The sequence below is a fragment of the Streptomyces sp. NPDC050164 genome, from assembly GCF_044459945.1.
Lineage (GTDB): Bacteria > Actinomycetota > Actinomycetes > Streptomycetales > Streptomycetaceae > Streptomyces > Streptomyces coeruleorubidus_A.
This window is the reverse complement of the sequence record NZ_JBITJK010000008.1, coordinates 124371-143501: the sequence shown is the minus strand read 5'-3', so window position 1 is coordinate 143501 and position 19131 is coordinate 124371. Positions and strand designations below refer to the sequence as shown.

Here is a 19131-nt window from a genome sequence, read left to right as displayed (position 1 = left end):
AGAGCGATGATTGACGTGCTGGCGGGCCGCCGACTCCAGGCTGAGGACGGCGCCCCCGTCGTGACGAAGTGCTTCCGGCGCGAAGCGCAGTCGGTCCCCGAGGCACGCCGGTTCGCGCGCGCCGCTGTCGAGGACTGGGGGCTCCCGGAACTCGCCGACCCTGCCGAGCTGGTTACCTCCGAACTCGCCTCCAACGCGATCCTGCACGCGCGCCACGCCTCGTTTCGGGTGACCCTGCGCCGCCTCAGCGACGACCAGGTGCAAGTCGCGGTCATAGACCGTAGTTCCGCTCTCCCCAGAAAGGCCGACCCGGGCGGCGACGACGACCACGGCCGGGGCCTGGCCATCGTCGACGCTCTGTCGCAGAGGTGGGGCGCCGAGCCCATGTGGTGGGGCACGCAGAAGGGCAAGAAAGTGTGGGCCGACTTGGCGGTGCCCAAGCCGCCCGACTGCTACGTCCCGATACACCCGAGCCCCCAGACCCAGGTGATCTACGTCCTGATAGTCCTCGCGGTCGCCGCGCTCATCATCGCCGCCACCGTTGCTCAGCGGTAACGCGCATACGCAGGTCTCCCGCCGGTGCGTGACGCGACCGCACAGGCGGGTCTCGACCTCCGACCGTTCGCTCCCTCCTGGGCGGCCGGAGGTTGCTACTTCATGGACAACTGGCAGCCCAGGGAGGCGCCCGTGACCGTCACCGTTCCAGCTGTTCCGGCACAAGGCGTGGAGACGCCGCCCCGCGTGGTCGACGTCTTCGTCTACGCCGCCACGCAGATCCACCGGGCTGCCGCCGAGATATGGCCTGGCGTGCCGGTCGAATTGCAGTGCCACGTGCCGAGCGTCACCGGGTACGTGCACCGCACCCGAGTTGGTGAGCGCACCCTGTACGCGAAGACGTCGCTGCTCGGCGTCTCCCTCGTCTCCCTCCTTCGCGGCGCCTGCGGACCGTGGCCCGCGGTGCTGGAGAAGCAGCGGGAGTACGTGCAGCAACCCGACGGGCTGCTCCAACGGGAGGCCGCACAACTGCGGACCCTCGCCGACCTTGACCAGCCCCGCGTGTGCGCGGTCGCCGGCCTCGCCGAAGGCGTCATCTTCACCGAGCCCGTCGCCGGGCCCTCCCTGGGCGACCTGCTGTTCGTACGGCCGGGAGATACGGCCGAGCTGCTGACCCTGGCGTTCGACGAGTTGCGCCCGCTGCACCGGGCCGGCGCCGCCCTCCGCCTGGACCCGGCCGGCGTCATCGGCGAGCGGAGCATCTCAGGCACATTCCTGCGGAAGTTCAACGGCCTGTCCGGGGCCACCTACGTTGAGCGGGTCGGCGCGGAGCGCCGCGAGTCGCAGACCTGCAAGGAGCTGGCCGAGCTGCTGCGCGGCAGTGTGGAGCGGCTGCGGCGGCTGCGGATGATGCTGCCCGCCCCCGTGGGCACGACGCTGGCGTACGGCGACCTGAAACCGGAGCACGTCGTCTTCTCCGACGGTGCGGACGGACGGCCGGTGCTGCTGGACCCCGGCCTGACGCGCGCGGCCCCCATGGTCGACGTGGCCAAGTTGCTGAGCCGCACGGTCCTGCTCCTTGCCGCCCGTCAGCCCGACGCGGCGACGGCCCGCCAGGTCCTCGACGGCTTCGGCACCTTCGCGTTGGCCCGCACCGTCGGGATGTCCGGCGAAGGACGCCGGTCGTCGCTGCGGCACCTGCTGACGCTGTGGCTGATGGACACCCTGAACATCCTGACGACCTATCTGTCGGCCCCGGCCACGCTGCCGCTGCCGCCCCTCGGCCTGGCGCTCGTCGAGCGGGCTGTGCCGGTCTGCCGTCTGGTGGACTCCGTCAGCGCCGAGCTCGTCAACGGGCCGGCCCGGCGCGACGAGTGGGACCGTGCCCTCGGCGAGGCCATGGCGGTGACGTCATGACGGCCCGGGACGTGGCGGTCGGCATCGTCGGCACCGGCGCCGTCGGGCAGGCCGTCGGCGGTGCGCTGGTGACCGCCGGACTGGCCACTCTGACGCTCGGCGACAAGGGCGCGGGCAAGACGTCCACCGCCCTCGCCCTGGCCGCCATGCACGGACTCCGCCTGCTCGCCAACGACCGCGTGTTCGTCCGGCCCGACGAAGACGGCTGCGTCGACGTGCTGCCGTGGCCGTCGGCCGCCGCGATCGGGCTGGGCCTGCTCGAAGCGCTGAACTGGTTCGAGGTCGTCCGGGAGCGGCTGCGTGGTGGCGAGCAGCTGCACCCGACGCAGCACGAGCGCGTGACGGCCGCCCTCCTCGCCGGCGACCGCACACCGCTGTGGGCGAAGAACAAGGAACTGAAGACGCAGGTCTTCCCTGACCAGTTCGAGCGCTGGTTCAGCGTGCCGCTGGCCGCTGGCGGCGAGGCCGCCGCGCTCATCTTCCCGCGCGTGGAAGCAGGCACCGCCCCGGCCGAGGAGAACGTCGTCCGGACGCTGGAACAGGGCGACTTCATGAGCGGCGAGACGGAGGACCGGTACCCGGACGTCTTCGGTCTCGTCGGGATGGACGGCGGGGGATCCGACCGGGCCCGCCAGGAGGTCACCCGGCGCTTGGCCGCGCTGCCGCACCACGCCGTGGTTCTCGGGCACGACGTGACCGCCAACGCCGACTTCCTGGCCAAGCTCGTCGGAGTGTGACGTTGCTGCCCGGGCCCCGACACAGGGCCCGGGCAGCACGCACATGAGCCGGAAGCTCTGCTCATCTTCTCCATCGCCGCGGCGAGCTGCTCGCGACCGGGCGCGAGGACGGCACCCGCGTCGGCCAGGCTGTACAGGGCGGAGGGCGCACCGGCCGACGAGAAGAGCCAGCCGCGGGGACCGGCCCGGCGCTGAACCCTTCGGTAATGTGTTCGGCCGGGGCAGCCCGACCGGCTGCTGCCAGACGAACGGGGGAACACCGATGACAACCGCTCACGCCTTATCCGAGGCCGGGAGCAGCCGACCGCCTGAGAGCGACAGGGTTATCGACGTGCGGGACCTGCGGATGCGCTACCGCAGCCAGGACGTCCTGAAGGGGGTCGGCTTCACGGCACGGCGAGGCGAAGTCGTCGTGCTGCTCGGACCGAACGGGGCGGGCAAGACGACCACGATCGAAGTCCTGGAAGGCTTCCGGATGCGCTCGGCCGGTGACGTGAGCGTCCTCGGCACGGATCCGGCTCACGGGGACGAGCGGTGGCGAGCGCGCCTGGGCATCGTGCTGCAGTCCTGGCGCGACCACGGCAAGTGGCGGGTGCGGGAACTGCTGACCCATCTCGGCTCGTACTACGCGCCGTACTCCACCCCCCTCGTACGGCGGCCCTGGGACGTCGACGAGCTGATCGCCGCCGTGGGCCTGACCGAGCAGGCGGGCAAACGGATCGGAACCCTGTCCGGCGGGCAGCGCAGGCGTTTCGACGTGGCCGTCGGCATCGTGGGCAGGCCCGAGCTGCTGTTCCTGGACGAGCCGACGGCGGGTCTGGACCCGGAGGCCAGGAGCGAGTTCCACGGCCTGGTCCGCGGGCTCGCGGACGAGAACACCACCGTCCTGCTGACCACGCACGACCTCGCCGAGGCCGAGAAGCTCGCCGACCGGATCCTCATCCTGGCGGGTGGCCGGATCGTGGCCGACGGCCCGGCCGAGGAGCTGTCCCGGCAGGCATCGGCCGAGGCCACCGTGCGCTGGACGCTGGACGGGCGGCCGTTCGAGGAGTCGACGGCCGAGCCGACCCGGTTCGTCCGCCGGCTGTTCGAGGAGCACGGCGATGCGGTCGGCGGTCTGGAGGTGCGCCGGGCGAGCCTGGAGGACACCTACCTGACGATGGTGCGGGAGCTGGAGGCGGGGAGCGTCCCCGAGGAGCGGGCGGCACACGCCTTCGGGGAGGACAAGCGATGAGTCCGGTGTGGTACGCGGCGGGAATAGGGGTGCGGCGCGGCTGGACGGAACTCCGGCAGACCTTCACCACCGGCCAGGACGTGTTCGGTTACGTGCTCTGGACGGTCCTGATCATGGTGCCGCTGTTCCTGGCCGGGGACGACCCGCTGAAGGGCGCCGGCATCTCGACCGGCGCGTTCATACTGCCGAGCTTGCTGGGCATGACGCTCGCGTTCACCGGGATGACGACCACGGCGCAACTCCTCGCGACCGAACGCGAGGACGGCACCCTGCTGCGGGCCAAGGCCGTGCCGCACGGCATGGTCGGCCACCTCGTCGGCAAGATCGTCATGGTGTCGGGGACGGCTCTCGTCTCCATGGCCCTCCCCTTCGCCGTTGGCGTGTTCCTGGTCGACGGGGTGGCCCGGCAGGGCGGCGGGGCGCTGCTGACGCTGCTGTGGGTGATCCCGCTGGGTCTCCTGGCGACCCTGCCGATCGGCGCCGTCATCGGCTCGCTCGTCAGCAGTCCGCGCACCATCGGGTTGCTGATGCTCCCGGTGATGGGACTCGTCGTGATCTCCGGGATCTACACCCCCCTGTCGAAGCTGCCCGAGTGGCTGCAGACCGTCGGGCAGATCTTCCCCGTGTACTGGCTCGGCCTCGGCCTGCGGGCCGCGCTGCTGCCGACCCAAGCGGTCGCCGCCGAGATCGGCGCCTCCTGGCGGCACCTGGAGACAGCGGGCGTGCTGGGCGCCTGGGCCGTCGCCGGGCTGCTCCTCGCACCGTCCGTCCTGCGCAGGATGGCCCGCCGCGAGTCCGGGGCCGCGATGGCGGAACGGCACCGGAAGGCGATGCAGCGGGTCGGTTAGCGAGACCCGCATTCACCAGGGACGCGAGCTCGGCAGCGGACGCGTCCACAACCTCGCCGGCAACGTCGGGGCCGGCTCGGGCTCAGGCTGACGGGAGCAACTCCAGTTGCTGGAGCATGGAGAGCTGATCGACAACGTGCCAGTGCTCGACAAGCCGGCCGCCGTCCAGCCGGAAGATGTCGACTCCGGCGAAGCGGCATGATCGTCCCGTCGGAGGGATGCCCAGGAAGGTTCCCGAGTGGGTGGCGCTGTTGGTCCAACGGACGACGACGCGGTCCCCCTCGGCGATGATGTCGTCGATGCTGAAGGTGGGTGCCAGCCCCTCCACGAGCATGGTCACTCGATCCTTCAGTCCCTCACGCCCCTCACGCTGCCCGGGCAGCGGGTCGTGCTCCTGGTAGTCCGTCGCGGCCAGCTCGTCGATGATCTCCATGCGCCGACCGTTGAGCACTTCCTCGAACAACCGGCGTACCAGCGCCTTATTGGTCTCGGCGGACACGTCGCCATCTCCCTGTCAGTCCCATGGGATGCGCTCCGTTTTCGTCTGCACCCACTCTCCGGCGGACAGCGTCTCCGATCAGATCTCAGTGGGGCACTGTCGCCGCGCCGATGCCGCCTCGGCTTCACCCCACCGGCACTGCGGATGCCGCCTGGCCGGCCTGCCGGGAACGGCTGTGTGTGATCGCGACGAAGACCATGCATGGTTCCGCTGGAGTCACGTGTCGCGTCGGGCCGCTACCGTGTCGAGGCGTGGGGGGCATACGCGGGGACATACGGGAGTGGTGGGAGCGCGGTCGGGCGTTGGCGGCGGCCAACCCGCTCGTCGTCGACATCGGTGTCGCGCTCCTGGTCCAGGGCGCGATGACCATGCCGTTCGTCGTACCGCGGGCGGCCGAGTTGCCGCCGGCGACCTGGGCCGCGTACGGGCTCAGCACGCTCACCGTGGTGCCCCTGGTCTGGCGGCGACGCGCCCCCGTCGCCGTGCTGTTCGCGGTGCTGGCTGCGGGCGCGCTGTACCGGCTGACCGTCGACGGGCCCGGGCAGCCGTTGCCGTACACCGGGCTTGTGGTCATCTACACGATTGCCGCGCTGTCGCCCGCGCGGGGGCGGCTCGTCGCCGGGGTCGTGTTGCTGGTCGCCGTTCCGGTGGGAGTGTGGTTCAACACCCGGTCGGCTCGTGAACTGACCTTCTCCGTCTTCGTGCTCGCGGCCGCCTATGTCTTCGGACGGCTCACCGACGCCCGTCAGCGGGCCCACCGCGTCGAGGCCGAGCAGGCCGCCGCGCGCGAACGCGGCCGGATCGCACGGGAGATGCACGACATCCTCTCCCACGCCGTGAGCCTGATGATCGTGCAGGCGGAGGCCGGGCCGGTGGCCGTGCGTGCCGCGCCGGAGCGGGCCGAGGCCGCCTTCGACGCCATCTCCGCGACCGGGCGGGACGCCATGGTGCAGTTGCGCCGGATGCTGGGCGTGCTGCATGAGAACGATGGTGTCCCCCTGCGCGAGCCGCAGCCTGGGCTCGCCGAGTTGCCCGCTCTGCTCGACCGCGTGCGGGCCGGCAGTGAGCTTGATGTCGTGTACCGGACGGCGGGACGCGTCCGGCCGCTGTCGGGGTCGGTCGCCGCGACCGTCTTCCGGGTGGTCCAGGAGGCCCTCACCAACACCGTCAGGCACGCCGGCGCCCGTACCGTGACCGTACAACTGACCTACGGAGACAGCCACTTGTGTGTGCGAGTGACTGATGACGGGCGTGGCCCGCAGGCCGGGGGCGTCGGACGCCGGGGCGGGCACGGGCTCGTCGGGATCCGGGAGCGGGCGGCGGCGCTCGGGGGGAGCGCGGTGACCGGGCGGGGCGAGGACGGGCGGGGGTTCGAGGTGCGGGTGCGGATTCCCGTACCGGCCGAGGTGGAGGCCGGGCGATGACGGTCCGTGTGGTGGTCGCCGACGACCAGGAGCTGGTACGCAGCGGCTTCGCGCTGATCCTGGACGTCCAGCCGGACATCGAGGTCGTCGCGGAGGTGGGCGACGGAGCCGAGGCCGTCGAGGCGGTGCGGCGGCACGCCCCCGATGTGGCGCTGCTCGATGTGCGCATGCCGCGCATGGACGGGATCGATGCCTGCCGTGCGATCAGTGCCGCGAGCGACTGCCGGACGGTGATGCTCACGACCTTCGACTCCGACGAGTACGTGTACGACGCGCTGCACGCGGGCGCGAGCGGCTTCCTGCTCAAGGACGTCCGCCGGGACGACCTCGTGCACGCGGTACGGGTGGTCGCCCGGGGCGACTCGCTGCTCGCGCCGTCCGTGGCCCGGCGTCTGGTGGAGCAGTACACGCGAACCACGAGGTACCCGCAGCCCGCCGCCCGGCTGGACGTGCTGACCGGGCGGGAGCGCGAGACGCTGCTGCTGCTCGCCCGGGGCCTGTCGAACGCCGAGATCGCCGCGCAGCTGGTGGTCAGCGACCACACGGTCAAGACGCACGTCGGCAACGTGCTCGCGAAGCTGGGGCTGCGGGACCGGATCCAGGCCGTGATCTGCGCGTACGAGACCGGGCTCGTCACGGCCGGGGGCCCCCCGCCCGGGGGAGCCGACCGGGCCGGCCCCTCCCCCACGTCGGCGAGGAACTGACCGCCCGGGACCCCCTGCGCGGGCGATCCACGCGACGCCGCAGGTCCGGAGGATGGAGCCGTCCGTCCGGAACAACGGCTCACATCAACGGAGTTGACCATGCCCCGTACCGCTTCCCTACTGGCCGCCGTGCTCCTCGTGGGCGTCGTGGCGGGGCCGTCCGCCCTCCCGGCCGCCGCAGCCACGCCTCCCGACCGGGCCCCTGCCCACATGGCCACCCAGCACCGGAACCCCGCCCTCGCCGCCGCCATCGCCGGCCTCCCCAGCGCCGACGCGACCGCCGCTCTCGTGCGCGTCGGAGGCGACGAGGGCGTCTGGCGGGGCAGCTCGGGCGTGCACGACCTGCGGACCGGCCGGCCGGCCGATCCGGGTGCCCGCTTCCGCGCCGGTTCCGTGACCAAGGTCTTCACCGCGGCGGTCGCCCTGCAACTGGCCGCCGAGGGCAGACTGGACCTGGACCGCAGTGCCCGCTCGTACCTGCCCGAGCTGATCCCGGCGTCGTACGAGGGCGTCACCGTCCGGCAGCTCCTCGACCACACGCACGGCATCCCGGCCCCCGACTTCCCCGGCACCACGGTCGAGGAGTCGTACGCCGACCGATTCCGGATCCACGACCCCCGGGACATGGTCCGCTCGGCGACGTCGAAGAAGCGCGAGTTCGCGCCGGGCGAGCGGCAGCACTACCTCAACATCGGGTACACGATCACCGGCCTGCTGATCGAGCGCGTCACCGGTGACTCCTACGAGCGTCAGGTCGCCCGGCGGATCCTGCACCCGCTCGGGCTGCGCGACACCTACCTCCCGGGGAAGAACCCGCGCATCACCGGCCGGCACAACCACGGCTACCAGACCATGCGGCTGGACGACGGCACGACCGGGCTGCGCGATGTGTCCGTGTGGGGGACGACGGACGGCTGGGCGGCCGGGGACATCGTCTCGACCACTGCGGATCTCGAACGGTTCACCAACGCCCTGTTCCAGGGCCGGGTCGTGCGCGGACCGCTCCTGGAGGAGATGTTCACGCTGCCGGAGGTGGCCGACTTCAGGACCGGGAAGCCGGCCGCGTACTCCATCGGCCTGTCGATGAAGGTGCTGGGCGGCCGCGAGGTCTGGGGCAAGACGGGCGGGCGCTGGGGGTACAACACGGCCATCGCCTCCACCCGCGACGGCTCGCGCACCCTCGTCTACAGCGTCAACTCCACTGACGCCAAGGGCCAGGGCATGAACAAGGTGGCGGAGAACATCATGGTGGCGGTGTACGGGCGGCCGTGACCGTGACGACCAGCTGCGCACGGTCGCGAGCGTTCAGCTTGGTCATGGCCCGGTGGATGTGGGTGCGTACGGTCAGCGGGCTGAGTGTGAGGTCCTCGGCGATCTCGGTGTTGGACCTGCCCTCCGCGGCCAGGGCCATCACCTCGCGTTCGCGGACCGTGAGGTCGGCGAGACGCTGTGGTGGTGCCAGGTGGGTGCCGGGGGCGGGGGCCATGAGGAAGCGGGTGATGAGGGAGCGGGTGGCGCCGGGTGAGAGGAGGGCGTCGCCGGAGGCCACCGTGCGCCAGGCCGTCCAGCAGCGTGTCGGCGGTGACGTCCTTGCCGAGGAAGCCGCTGGCACCGGCGCGCAGTGCCCGGGCGACGAGTCCTCGGTCTCGAAGGCGGTCAGGATGAGGACGCGGGTGGCGGACAGGTCCGGGTCGGCGCAGAGCGTGGCGGTGGCGGTGAGGCCGTCGGTGCCGGGCATGCGGCGAGCGGGCCCTCGGTCCACCTCGGGTACGAGATTCCCGAGCCATGCGCCGAGTCCTGTGCTACCGTCGTCGTTGTTGCAGTTTTGGTTCCCAGAGACTTCGAGTGCTCTATCGACCTTCGTCGACGAGCACTCTTTTTAGTTGCCGAGGATTTTCGGATCTCTCCAAGGGTGATCATTTCAGCGACTCCGAGTCCGTAAAGTGCGGGTCTCGGGTTTGTCCCCCCAAGGGAGATTCAGCATGGCATCTGGCACTGTGAAGTGGTTCAACGCGGAAAAGGGCTTCGGCTTCATCGAGCAGGAGGGTGGCGGTCCGGACGTGTTCGCCCACTACTCGAACATCGCCACCTCCGGCTTCCGCGAGCTTCAGGAAGGCCAGAAGGTTACCTTCGACGTCACGCAGGGCCAGAAGGGCCCGCAGGCCGAGAACATCGTCCCTGCCTGACGCTGACGCGTCCGACGTGACCGGGGCCCGCACCGTGAGGTGCGGGCCCCAGCCTTGTTTTCATCCAACACCCGGCTCAGTCTGCGAATCCTGGTGCGGCCCGTTCACAGCCGCCGGGAATTCCCCGATACGTGCCGCATCGAGGAAGGATCCCCTTGGATCGCACCGCTCGCAAGAACAACGGCTCCCCCCACTCCCGTAAGGCCGGGGGCCGAGGCACGTCGGCCCGTAACGCCGGCGCGGGCCGCGGCGGCCACGGGCGCCGCACCGCGCCCGGCGGGGAGTTCGCACCGCCGGCCACCATCACCCCGGCACTGCCCGCCGTGGAGGACTTCGCCGGTCTCGGCCTGCCCGAGCGGCTGCTGACCACGCTGCAGGCCGAAGGCATGACCGTGCCGTTCCCGATCCAGGCGGCGACGCTGCCGAACTCCCTGGCCGGCCGGGACGTGCTGGGCCGCGGGCGCACGGGGTCGGGCAAGACGCTCGCCTTCGGCCTCGCCATGCTGGCCCGCATCGACGGGCAGCGGGCCGAGCCCCGGCAGCCGGTGGCCCTCGTCCTCGTCCCCACCAGGGAACTGGCCCAGCAGGTCACCGACGCGCTCACCCCCTACGCGAAGGCGTTGCGCCTGCGGCTCACCACGGTGGTCGGCGGTATGTCGATCGGCCGCCAGGCGAGCGCACTGCGCGCCGGGGCCGAGGTCGTCGTCGCGACGCCCGGCCGGCTCAAGGACCTCATAGACCGCGGTGACTGCCGGCTGGACCGCGTCACCGTCACGGTCCTGGACGAGGCCGACCAGATGACGGACATGGGCTTCATGCCGCAGGTGACCGCACTGCTCGACCAGGTGCGCCCCGGGGGCCAGCGGCTGCTGTTCTCGGCCACGCTGGACCGCAACGTCGACCGCCTGGTCCGCACCTACCTCCACGACCCCGTGGTCCACTCCGTCGATCCGTCCGCGGGTGCGGTCACCACGATGGAGCATCACCTGCTGCACGTGGACGACGCCGACAAGCACGCCACCACGACGGAGATCGCCGCCCGCGACGGCCGCGTGATCATGTTCCTGGACACCAAGCACGCCGCCGACCGGCTGGCCAAGAAGCTGCTGGCCGTCGGAGTGCGCGCCTCGGCCCTGCACGGCGGGAAGTCCCAGTCCCAGCGCACCCGGACCCTGGCCCGGTTCAAGGACGGCGAGGTCACGGTCCTGGTGGCCACCAACGTCGCCGCCCGCGGCATCCACGTCGACAACCTCGACCTCGTCGTCAACGTGGACCCGCCCGCCGACCACAAGGACTATCTGCACCGGGGCGGCCGTACCGCCCGGGCCGGCGAGTCGGGCACCGTCGTCACGCTGGTCCTGCCACACCAGCGCCGCGAGACGGCCCGCCTGATGGCCGACGCCGGCATCTCCCCGCGCATCACCCGGGTCCGCTCGGGCGAGGCCGAACTGAGCCGCATCACCGGCGCCCAGGCGCCGTCGGGCGTGCCCGTCGTCCTCACGCCGCCGCCCTCGGAGAGCGGCCCGGCGCGTACGGGTTCCGCCCCGCGCGCACGGCGCGGCAGGCCCGCCCGGGGCCGCCGCCGCTGACCCGCTCTCGCCGGGCGGAGCCGCGCGGTCCGCGTCATGTGCCGGGCCGCGCCGGGGACAGCCGCACCACCGTCCCCTCCCCGTTCGACGACAGGAGCAGGGAGCCGTCCGGGGCGGCGGTGAGACCCGCGAACCGGGGCCACACCGGGGAGTCCGTGGGTGAAGAGGGCGGGGTCCTGGCGCGGCGTGCTGCCCGGGGGAATCCCGACCGCCAGGTCTTCGGCCTCGACGCGGGTGCCGCCGGTCGTCAGGGAGACCGACCAGGGCCGGTGGTTCGCGGTGTCGACGGTGAAGAGTTCGTCGCCGTGAGCCGACAGGCCCTGAGGGGCACCGAGATCGTCCGCGACCGGCACCGACTCGCCGTCGCCGATGCGCAGTAACTCCCCGCGCCGGTCGTCGCTGACGTAGCAGCGCCCGTCGGCGCCGGGCGGGCGACCCCTGTGCCCCGCCCGTCGGCCCCTCCCGGCCTCAGCCCACCCCGAGCAGGGACGTCAAGTGCCCGTAGGCCTTGTCCCATCCCCATTCCCCGCCCACCCACTCGCGGCCCTTGCGGCCCATGTCCCGGGCCAGTTCGGCATCGTCCAGCAGCAGGGTGAGCCGGTCGGCGAGTGCCCGCACGTCACGGCCGTCGACCACGAACCCGCTCTCCCCGTCCCGTACGGTGTCCGGCGCCCCGCCCGAGTCGCCGACGACGACCGGCAGTCCGGCGGCGGCCGCCTCCAGGAACACGATCCCGAGGCCCTCCACCTCCATGCCCGCCCTGCGGGTCCGGCACGGCATCGCGAACACCTGCGCGGCGGCGTAGAAGCCGGGCATCTCCTCGTGCGGGTGCCCGCCCGCGAAGACCACCGCGCCGGCCAGTCCCTCGGCAAACGCAAGCCGGCGCAGGGCACGGGCGTGCGGCCCGTCCCCCACCAGCAGCAGAGCCGCGTCGGGCACGCTGCGGCGCACCAGGCGTAAGGCCCGTATCAGCGTGTCCTGCCCCTTGCGCGGGACGAGCCGCGCCGCACACAGCACGACCGGCCTGTCGCCCAGGCCGTACCGCTCACGCACCCGCGCCGCCCCCGCCGCCGAGCCCCGGAACACCTCGGGGTCGACGCCCGGCGCCAGCCGCCGCATGCGCGCCGCCGCCTCCGGTCCGACGGCGGCGGCGATCCGGGCCCGTGTGTAGGGGCCGAGATACGTGACGCCGTCCACCCCGGCGCCGATGCGGCGCAGCAGCGCGCGAGCCCCCGGCGTGCGTGCCCACCACACCTCGTGCCCGTGCGTCGTGGCGACCAGCCGCCGGGCGTCCGTACGGCGCCGCAGCTCACCCGCCATCAGCCCGAGCGGGGCCGCGGCCCCGAACCAGACGCTGTCGCAGTCGAACCGGCGGGCCAGTTCCACCGCCCGGGCGGTGACCCGCGGGGTCGGCAGCAGCATGTGGGCACGGTCCCGGACCACGGGGAACGGCAGCCGGGCGTCGTAGGCCCGGTCGCCCGGCGTGCCGGAGGTGTAGACGGCGACCCGGTCGGGCGGGAAGCGGACCGTCATGGCGTGGACGAAGGTCTCGATGCCGCCCTGCCGGGGCGGGAAGTCGTTGGTGACGACGAGCGTGCGCGGCATGGTCGGTCAGTCCTCCGGCGGCTTCACGGTGAGCGGGTAGGTGCGGTGCGCCTCGGCGACCCGGTCCACGGGCCACCATCGGCCCGCCGACCCGAGCCGGAACCAGCCGAGCAGCACCAGCGGGTAGACGACGTATCCGAAGCGGGTGGCGGGGATCAGGCACATGGCGATCCCGAGGCCCAGCGCGAGCCGGTCGGCGGCGGCGACGGTGGTGCGCGGCGGGCGTGTCACGAGGGACACGGCCACCGCGACCGCGCTCAGCGCCAGCGCGGCCACGGCGAGCGCGAAGCCCCCCGGCACGTACGTCGCCAGCAGATGCCCGGGCAAAGGGCTGGCCGCCGGGGACCCGGTGCCTCCCTCACCGAGCGGGAAGAGCAGCACGTGCTCGGCGAACGCCCGCGGATCGGTGAGCGCGACCGGCAGCACCGCGAGTGCGGCAGGCGCGAGTGCCGTGGCACCGGCCCGTACGGCGGCCCGCCGCCCGGTGGTCACCACGAGCAGGGCGAGTCCGACGGGCAGCAGCGGCCAGGCCGTCCACTTCAGCGACGCTGCGGCGCCGAGCGCGAGCCCGGCGGCGACGGGGCGGCCGCGGCCCGCGAGGGCGAGCGCGAGACACATCAGGGCGATGACGGGCAGGTCGACACCGCCGACGGCGAGCGGGAGGGCGACGGCTGGGGTGGCGGCGAGCCAGAGGAGGGGCCGTGCGGTGCCGTGCCGAGACGACCAGGAGCCCCTGCCCGGCACGGCGGACACCCCCATGGCCCCGAGCGACACCAGCGCGAACCACAGCCGGGCGTCCGCGAGCGGGACGTCGCCGAGGACGGCCCGGGGGAGCCCGAAGAGCGCCATGCCGGGCAGGTACGGGTTGTAGTCCCGCAGTTCGGCCGGGTCCGGGACGTACGGCGTGCCGGAGTCCAGCAGCAGCCTGCCGGACCGCTCGACGACCGTGACCTCCAACTGCCTTGCTCCGTCGGCGACCAGGAGCACCAGCGGCACCGGGACGGACCCGACGGCGGCCACCGCCGCGCTCGCCAGGCCCCAGGGCCGCGCGCAGAGGCGGGCGATGAGCGCGGCGAGACCGTATCCGCCGGTGGCGCAGGCGCCCCACACCTGGTGCGGGGCGATCGTCGTACGCAGACACAGCAGAGTTGCGAAGACGGCACAGGCGGCCCAGCACAGGGTCTCCCAGCGGCGGCCGGTGCTCGGCCCCGACGGCGGAAGGGAGACGGGGACGGTGAGGCCTACCGGTGCGGCGCTACGCACGGCCGCCGCCGAGTCCGGCACCAGCGAGCCGAACAGCGGCCCCCGTGAACGCCCCCGCATCCCGCTCCCCCTGTCCACCGCCGGTCGGCCGGCCTTCCTTCCGTCCTTCCGGCAAGTCTTCGCAAGGGGCGGACGGGAAGCGTCACACCGGGCACCGATCCTGGGAGTCAACCCCTGGTACTCGTCCGGCACCCGGATCAACCCGTACGGTGACGCGGGCCCGGACGGCTGCGGCCGACAATGCGGGGATGCGTCAGTCGTCCCTGCGCCCCACCGCCTGGCCGCGCTCCCCCCACTACCCCTACGTCAGCGGCGTCCTGCTGGTCGTCCTGGCCGCGGCCGAGGCCCTGCACGCCCGCATCACCTCGACGACGGTCCTGGCCACACTGCCCTTCGTGGTGCTCCCCCTGCTGTTGCGGCAACGCGAGCCCCGCATCGGGCTCCTGGTGGTGCCGGCGGCGCTGCTGAACTTCCTGTTCCGGCCCGAGCTGCTGATGACGGCGGCGGTGGCGGGGGTCATGGGCCTCTACACGCTCGCCCGCCACCGCGTGCTGCACCCCGCGCTGCTCAGCGCGGGCGCGATCACCGGCTCGCTGCTCGTCAACGCGGGCCATGTGGCGATGGGCGTGTACGACCTCGGCGGCCGGGCGCCCGCCGTCGGCGCCGACGGCTCGCTGTCGTACTTCACGGAGTCGTTCGTCCTGGCCGTGGGCGTGGTGGCGACGGTCGGTGTCGCGGACGCCACCCGCAGCCGGGAGGAGTCCCGGCAGGCGCGCGAGGCGGCCCAGCGGGAACTGATCGCCATGGAGCGCAGGCATGCCGCGGCCCAGGAACGAACGGCCATAGCACGGGAGTTGCACGACATCGTGGCGCACTCGGTGTCCGTGATCGCCGTCCAGGCGGAGAGCGCCACGTACACCACACCCGACCTGTCCCCGCCCGCGCGCGACGGCTTCCAGCAGATCGCCGCCTCGGCCCGCTCGGCCCTGACCGAACTGCGCCAGTTGCTCGGCGTGCTGCGCGCGGACGAGGCCGGAGCCGAGCAGGCGGCACCCGTCGTGCCGCAACCGACGCTCGACTCCCTGGAGGCGCTGCTGGAAGCCCACCGGTCGGGCGGCGCAGAGGTGACCCTGCACACGACGGGCACCCGCCCCCCGGCGCTCCCACCCTCCCTCGAACTCACGGTCTACCGCATCGTCCAGGAGGCCCTGACCAACGCCCGCCGCCACGCACGAGGCGCCGCGGTGGACATCCGTCTCACCTACGCCGAGGACGAAGTCCGACTGCGCATCACCGACGACGGCCCGGGCCCTCGCACCCCCCGACTCGGTTCGGCCGGGCACGGGTTGAGCGGCATGCGGGAGCGTGCGAACCTGGTCGGCGGACGTCTGACCTGGGGGTCTGCCGGTCCCGGGGGCGGATTCCTGATCGAGGCCGAACTCCCGCTGCGGGCGGGCGCGAAGAGTTTCGCGGAGGGTGTGTACGAGTGACTGCGGGGCAACCGATCCGGGCGATCGTGGCCGACGACCAGGCGGTGGTACGCACCGGTTTCGTGAACCTGCTGTCCACCCAGGACGACATCGACGTCGTGGGCGAGGCGGAGGACGGCGAACAGGCCGTCGCCCTCGCCCTGGCCCACCGCCCGGACGTGGCCCTGCTGGACATCAGGATGCCCAGGCTGGACGGCATCCAGGCCGCGCGCACGATCCTCCGGGAGACCGACGGTGCCACCAAGGCGCTGATGCTCACCACCTTCGACCTCGACAGTTACGTCTTCGACGCGCTCGCGGCCGGTGCCAGCGGCTTCCTCCTGAAGGACGCCACCTTCCCCGAACTCCTGCACGCCGTCAGGGTGGTGGCCGCCGGCGACGCCATGCTGGCCCCCGGCATCACCCGCCGCCTCATCGCCGAGTTCGCCCCCCGCCGCCCCGCCACCGCCCCCAAGTCCTTCCTCGACCGCCTCACCGCCCGCGAGACGGAGGTCCTCCTCCTCATCGCCCAAGGCCTCTCCAACGCCGACATCGCCGAACGCCTGACCATCACCGACCACACGGTCAAGACCCACATCAACCGCCTGTTCACCAAGCTGGAACTCCGTGACCGGGCCCAGGCGGTGATCGTGGCGTACGAGGCGGGGCTGGTGACGCCGGGGGAGAGCGGCTGAGGTGATCTGCCACAGGTTCGGCGGGCCCTGCTCGATCCGGCGCAGCACCGGTGCGAGCCGGTCGATCGCCTCGCTGGTCTGGATCTGCCGCACGTCCCACCAGGTGGCTCCCGCCTCGGCCAACGGGCCGATCACAGCACGGGTCCCGTGCCGTCCGTCGTGGTGCGCCGGCTCGCCCGACCAGTAACGCCGGAGCAGCTCCAGGCCCTCGTCCAGCCGCTCGGCCGGCACCCTGGTGTCCGTGGTGTCGCCAAAGCCGGCGTACTCGTCCTCGATGGGCCCGCCCAGTCCCGCGCCGAACGTGGGCACGCACACGGTCAACTGATCATCCAGCCGATCGCGACGCCCGCCGCTACGCGTACTCCGCGGAGACGGGTCCGAGGACGGTCCAGCGCCCGTTGCCGGCCGCCCACCGCTCCAGCCATATGTCGTGTCCGAAACCGAACGTGTAGCTGTATACGGGCGGGCCGCCCACCTCGAACCAGCCCGAAATGCCGCGCACGATCTGCCCGCTGAGGCTGTTCCGGAGCGCCGAGGCCACCTCCTCCGGGTCGGACGGCACCGTTCCACGGCCCTCGACCCACACGGTCCGGTACACCCGGATCAGCGTCTGCGCCGCCTCGTACTCCTCCAGGGCGCCGGGCCCGTCGGGCAGCCGCAGGAAATACGGGCAGTGCTCCGTGTCTCCTGTGCGGCAGTCCTCGGCGCGTACGGCGCCGGGCCCGGCCGTGCCGACGCGGTACAGGGTGATGCCGTCCGGGACCTGGCCCGGATCCTCACGCTCCGCCCTCAGGCAGGTGTTGAGCACCCCGGGGGTGTGCAGTACGGGGCCGCGGAAGCCGGCGCGGGCCAGGGCCCTCAGGTCGTCCGTGAGAGAGGAGCGCGAGCCGGCGAGATACACGGCGTCACCACGCCCGCCGGAGAGGGCCGAGCGCAGTTCCCGGGCGGACATCTGGCCCGGCCTGTCGATGTGCACCGACGTCGGGGGCGAGTGCATGCCGTCCCACTCCGGGCCGGCCTTGCCCTTCCCCAGCTGCTCTGCCTCGGCGGCGTCGGTTCCGTAGGCGCCGAAGACGACCAGCTGCTGCGTGCGGTGCTTCTTTCCCAGGTAGGCCCGCACCTGCCAGCCCACTTCGGTGATCTCCGGGGCGACGGTCCACCGGAAGCTGCGGCTGAGACCGGGCGGGTTCTCCCAGCGGCAGGTCCCGACCACCGGCACCTGCTCGCTGAGCGCGTCCATGCCGTCCAGGCCGGGGTCGTCCGCGATGGCCGCCACGAGCCGCGGATGGTCCCGCCGCAGCGTGTCGATGGTCAGGCCGTCCCGCGGAGCCACACCGACGAACTCCAGCGGCAGCTCGCCCTCCGCCTTGTTCGTGCGCAGCAGGTCCCGCAACTGGGCGAGCGCGACGCGGGCCGCACCGGCACGGTCCTGGCCGGTGTCGCGGGTGACGACGGCGATGGTGAAGGGTCCCGTCCCCTTCTCCCCGCCCGTGCCCGGCGTGTCCGTGCCCTTTGTGTCCGACGGCCCCTGGGTGACTGCGAGAACGACGATCACCGCGGCCACCGCGCCTGCGAGCAGATACGCCAGCACCCGACTTCGGCTCATACCGCCCGACGGTACGGGCGGAACATCCGCCTCGGCAGGGTCTGTCAGGTATCGGTCTGCGCCGTCAGACTCTCGCGGAGTGTGACCGCCCGGGCGACGGCCGAGCCGACGACTTCGCCGGTCGGTGAACCGATCCGGTCGGCCGGCTGCCGGAGCGGCGTCTCTCCTGCCACGGAGATACGGCCGCCCGCCTGCCCACCGGAACCGGAACCGCAGGGGCCCACCGCGGCCGGGCTCACGCCCGAGTCCGCGGCGCCCCCGTACTCTCCCGCCGCACCAACCGCGTAGGCACCAGCGTCGTCCCGTGCTCCTCCCCGTCCTGCCGCATCTTGCTCAGGACGCCCTCCACGCACAGCCGCCCCACCTCGGCGAAATCCTGGTGGATGGTGGTGAGGGGCGGGAGGAAGGACGCGGACTCGGGGATGTCGTCGAAGCCGACGACGCTGATGTCGCCCGGGACGCGCAGGCCGCGTTCGTGCAGGGCCCGGAGCAGACCCAGGGCCATCTGGTCGTTGGCCGCGAACACCGCCGTGCAGTCCGGCTCGTCGGCCAGTCGCAGCCCGGCCCGGTAGCCGGATTCGGCCGACCAGTCGCCCCGGACCGGGGGCGGCGGGACACGGCCGGCCGCGGTGAGCGTGTCGCGCCAGGCGTTGGCGCGGCGCTGGGCGGCGAAGGAGCCCTCCGGCCCTGCCAGGTGCCACACGGTGTCGTGGCCGAGGTCCAGGAGGTGCCGTACGGCGTCCCGGGCTCCGCCCGCCTGGTCGGTGTCGACCACGGTGTAGCGGTCGCCGGCGTCCGAGTCGGCCACGACGACCTGCACGCCGGGCGGGAGCGAGACCGTAGCCGCGTCCAGCAGATGGATCTCCATGATGACGATGACGGCGTCCACGGCGAGTTCGCCCAGGCGGGAGAAGGCGCCGTTCACCTCGTCCTGGGTGGGCACGGCGACGGGCAGCAGCGTGACGGCGTAGCCGTGCTGGGCCGCGGAGGTGGCGATGGCCTCCAGGGTGCGGATGTTGCCCATGGTGGAGAGGGAGAAGGTGATCACGCCGAGGGTGCGGAACTCGCCGCGCTTGAGCGCCCGTGCGGCGCTGTTGGGGCGGTAGCCCAGCTCCCGCATCGCGGCCAGGACCTGCCGGCGGGTGTCCTCCGTGACGCCCGGGAAGCCGTTGGAGACACGGGAGACCGTCTGGGAGGAGACACCGGCGAGCCGGGCGACGTCCGCCATGGACGCGCCCTGGCGGGGGCGGGCCGGACGCCTTCTCGTACGGCTCGTGCCCATGGCTTGTCTCTCACCGTCCACTGTGCCCACCTGCCCCTCGTTTCCCTCGCTGCGCGACCGGCGCAGAATTCGGTCCGGA

Annotated in this window: 17 protein-coding genes and 2 pseudogenes; 12 read left to right on the top strand and 7 right to left on the bottom strand. The window is 72.6% G+C overall.

Annotation, left to right across the window (positions count from 1 at the left end; translation table 11 throughout):
* Positions 1 to 6: 6 nt before the first annotated feature.
* The 5 genes from ACIBNA_RS14935 to ACIBNA_RS14915 all read left to right on the top strand — a co-directional run bounded on the left by ACIBNA_RS14935 (position 7) and on the right by ACIBNA_RS14915 (position 4730).
* Positions 7 to 555: an ATP-binding protein gene (locus tag ACIBNA_RS14935; protein ID WP_399165625.1), complete on the top strand. Its 549-nt coding sequence runs from the start codon at positions 7 to 9 to the stop codon at positions 553 to 555.
* Positions 556 to 657: 102 nt separating this feature from the next.
* Entirely contained in the window at positions 658 to 1911 is a 1254-nt protein-coding gene (locus ACIBNA_RS14930) for a phosphotransferase (protein ID WP_399165624.1), read from the top strand.
* Positions 1908 to 2648 (top strand): hypothetical protein, encoded by a 741-nt coding sequence (locus ACIBNA_RS14925; protein WP_399165623.1) that lies wholly within the window; start codon positions 1908 to 1910, stop codon positions 2646 to 2648. Before ACIBNA_RS14930 ends, ACIBNA_RS14925 begins: the two co-directional genes overlap by 4 nt.
* 262 nt (positions 2649 to 2910) lie before the next feature.
* A complete protein-coding gene (locus ACIBNA_RS14920) occupies positions 2911 to 3882 on the top strand; it encodes an ABC transporter ATP-binding protein (RefSeq protein ID WP_399165622.1) in 972 nt (323 codons plus the stop codon).
* Entirely contained in the window at positions 3879 to 4730 is an 852-nt protein-coding gene (locus ACIBNA_RS14915) for an ABC transporter permease (RefSeq protein WP_399165621.1), read from the top strand. The genes ACIBNA_RS14920 and ACIBNA_RS14915 overlap by 4 nt, the downstream gene beginning before the upstream one ends.
* Positions 4731 to 4812: 82 nt before the next feature.
* Here the strand turns inward: ACIBNA_RS14915 and ACIBNA_RS14910 are convergent, their stop codons facing one another.
* The gene (locus tag ACIBNA_RS14910; protein ID WP_399165620.1) at positions 4813 to 5229 is read right to left on the bottom strand and encodes an ester cyclase; all 417 of its coding nucleotides are present in this window, start codon (positions 5227 to 5229) and stop codon (positions 4813 to 4815) included.
* Between the two features lie 251 nt (positions 5230 to 5480).
* On the opposite strand from ACIBNA_RS14910, the gene ACIBNA_RS14905 reads away from it, so the two are divergent.
* The 3 genes from ACIBNA_RS14905 (at position 5481) to ACIBNA_RS14895 (ending at position 8629) form a co-directional block, all read left to right on the top strand.
* The gene (locus ACIBNA_RS14905) at positions 5481 to 6653 is read left to right on the top strand and encodes a sensor histidine kinase (RefSeq protein ID WP_399165619.1); all 1173 of its coding nucleotides are present in this window, start codon (positions 5481 to 5483) and stop codon (positions 6651 to 6653) included.
* Positions 6650 to 7357 carry a response regulator gene (locus ACIBNA_RS14900; protein ID WP_399165618.1) on the top strand — a complete coding sequence of 236 codons (708 nt, stop codon included), beginning with the start codon at positions 6650 to 6652 and terminating at the stop codon, positions 7355 to 7357. Before ACIBNA_RS14905 ends, ACIBNA_RS14900 begins: the two co-directional genes overlap by 4 nt.
* Before the next feature lie 99 nt (positions 7358 to 7456).
* The gene (locus ACIBNA_RS14895) at positions 7457 to 8629 is read left to right on the top strand and encodes a serine hydrolase domain-containing protein (protein ID WP_399165617.1); all 1173 of its coding nucleotides are present in this window, start codon (positions 7457 to 7459) and stop codon (positions 8627 to 8629) included.
* Here the strand turns inward: ACIBNA_RS14895 and ACIBNA_RS14890 are convergent.
* Positions 8601 to 9098 (bottom strand): annotated as a pseudogene (locus ACIBNA_RS14890) (response regulator transcription factor); the annotation flags it as partial. The gene ACIBNA_RS14895 and the pseudogene ACIBNA_RS14890 sit on opposite strands and share 29 nt — an antisense overlap.
* 241 nt (positions 9099 to 9339) lie before the next feature.
* Between ACIBNA_RS14890 and ACIBNA_RS14885 the strand changes: the two are divergent.
* Entirely contained in the window at positions 9340 to 9543 is a 204-nt protein-coding gene (locus ACIBNA_RS14885; protein ID WP_010032345.1) for a cold-shock protein, read from the top strand.
* Between the two features lie 155 nt (positions 9544 to 9698).
* A complete protein-coding gene (locus ACIBNA_RS14880; protein WP_399165616.1) occupies positions 9699 to 11132 on the top strand; it encodes a DEAD/DEAH box helicase in 1434 nt (477 codons plus the stop codon).
* Positions 11133 to 11600: 468 nt separating this feature from the next.
* On the opposite strand, the gene ACIBNA_RS14875 is transcribed toward ACIBNA_RS14880, so the two are convergent.
* On the bottom strand, positions 11601 to 12737 hold the full coding sequence (locus ACIBNA_RS14875; protein ID WP_399165615.1) for a glycosyltransferase family 4 protein: 1137 nt from the start codon (positions 12735 to 12737) through the stop codon (positions 11601 to 11603).
* Between the two features lie 6 nt (positions 12738 to 12743).
* Positions 12744 to 14060: a glycosyltransferase 87 family protein gene (locus ACIBNA_RS14870; RefSeq protein WP_399165614.1), complete on the bottom strand. Its 1317-nt coding sequence runs from the start codon at positions 14058 to 14060 to the stop codon at positions 12744 to 12746.
* A gap of 188 nt (positions 14061 to 14248) precedes the next feature.
* Between ACIBNA_RS14870 and ACIBNA_RS14865 the strand changes: the two genes are divergently transcribed.
* Positions 14249 to 15490, top strand: coding sequence for a sensor histidine kinase (locus tag ACIBNA_RS14865; protein ID WP_399165613.1), 1242 nt, complete (start codon positions 14249 to 14251; stop codon positions 15488 to 15490).
* Positions 15487 to 16164 carry a response regulator gene (locus ACIBNA_RS14860; protein WP_399165612.1) on the top strand — a complete coding sequence of 226 codons (678 nt, stop codon included), beginning with the start codon at positions 15487 to 15489 and terminating at the stop codon, positions 16162 to 16164. Before ACIBNA_RS14865 ends, ACIBNA_RS14860 begins: the two co-directional genes overlap by 4 nt.
* 18 nt (positions 16165 to 16182) lie before the next feature.
* Here the strand turns inward: ACIBNA_RS14860 and ACIBNA_RS14855 are convergent.
* From ACIBNA_RS14855 to ACIBNA_RS14845, 3 genes and pseudogenes are all read right to left on the bottom strand, one after another.
* Positions 16183 to 16464, bottom strand: a pseudogene (locus ACIBNA_RS14855) (hypothetical protein); the annotation flags it as partial.
* 52 nt (positions 16465 to 16516) lie between these two features.
* Positions 16517 to 17770, bottom strand: a complete 1254-nt coding sequence (locus tag ACIBNA_RS14850) for a hypothetical protein (RefSeq protein ID WP_399165611.1) — start codon at positions 17768 to 17770, stop codon at positions 16517 to 16519.
* Positions 17771 to 18005: 235 nt separating this feature from the next.
* Positions 18006 to 18998, bottom strand: coding sequence for a LacI family DNA-binding transcriptional regulator (locus ACIBNA_RS14845; protein ID WP_399165610.1), 993 nt, complete (start codon positions 18996 to 18998; stop codon positions 18006 to 18008).
* Positions 18999 to 19131 lie beyond the last annotated feature (133 nt).

Coding starts and splice junctions, on each gene's coding strand:
- ACIBNA_RS14915 (WP_399165621.1), top strand. CDS start 3,879: ATGAGTCCGGTGTGGTACGCGGCGGGAATAGGGGTGCGGCGCGGCTGG.
- ACIBNA_RS14870 (WP_399165614.1), bottom strand. CDS start 14,060: ATGCGGGGGCGTTCACGGGGGCCGCTGTTCGGCTCGCTGGTGCCGGAC.
- ACIBNA_RS14930 (WP_399165624.1), top strand. CDS start 658: ATGGACAACTGGCAGCCCAGGGAGGCGCCCGTGACCGTCACCGTTCCA.
- ACIBNA_RS14920 (WP_399165622.1), top strand. CDS start 2,911: ATGACAACCGCTCACGCCTTATCCGAGGCCGGGAGCAGCCGACCGCCT.
- ACIBNA_RS14935 (WP_399165625.1), top strand. CDS start 7: ATGATTGACGTGCTGGCGGGCCGCCGACTCCAGGCTGAGGACGGCGCC.
- ACIBNA_RS14925 (WP_399165623.1), top strand. CDS start 1,908: ATGACGGCCCGGGACGTGGCGGTCGGCATCGTCGGCACCGGCGCCGTC.
- ACIBNA_RS14900 (WP_399165618.1), top strand. CDS start 6,650: ATGACGGTCCGTGTGGTGGTCGCCGACGACCAGGAGCTGGTACGCAGC.
- ACIBNA_RS14885 (WP_010032345.1), top strand. CDS start 9,340: ATGGCATCTGGCACTGTGAAGTGGTTCAACGCGGAAAAGGGCTTCGGC.
- ACIBNA_RS14875 (WP_399165615.1), bottom strand. CDS start 12,737: ATGCCGCGCACGCTCGTCGTCACCAACGACTTCCCGCCCCGGCAGGGC.
- ACIBNA_RS14895 (WP_399165617.1), top strand. CDS start 7,457: ATGCCCCGTACCGCTTCCCTACTGGCCGCCGTGCTCCTCGTGGGCGTC.
- ACIBNA_RS14845 (WP_399165610.1), bottom strand. CDS start 18,998: ATGGCGGACGTCGCCCGGCTCGCCGGTGTCTCCTCCCAGACGGTCTCC.
- ACIBNA_RS14850 (WP_399165611.1), bottom strand. CDS start 17,770: ATGAGCCGAAGTCGGGTGCTGGCGTATCTGCTCGCAGGCGCGGTGGCC.
- ACIBNA_RS14865 (WP_399165613.1), top strand. CDS start 14,249: ATGCGTCAGTCGTCCCTGCGCCCCACCGCCTGGCCGCGCTCCCCCCAC.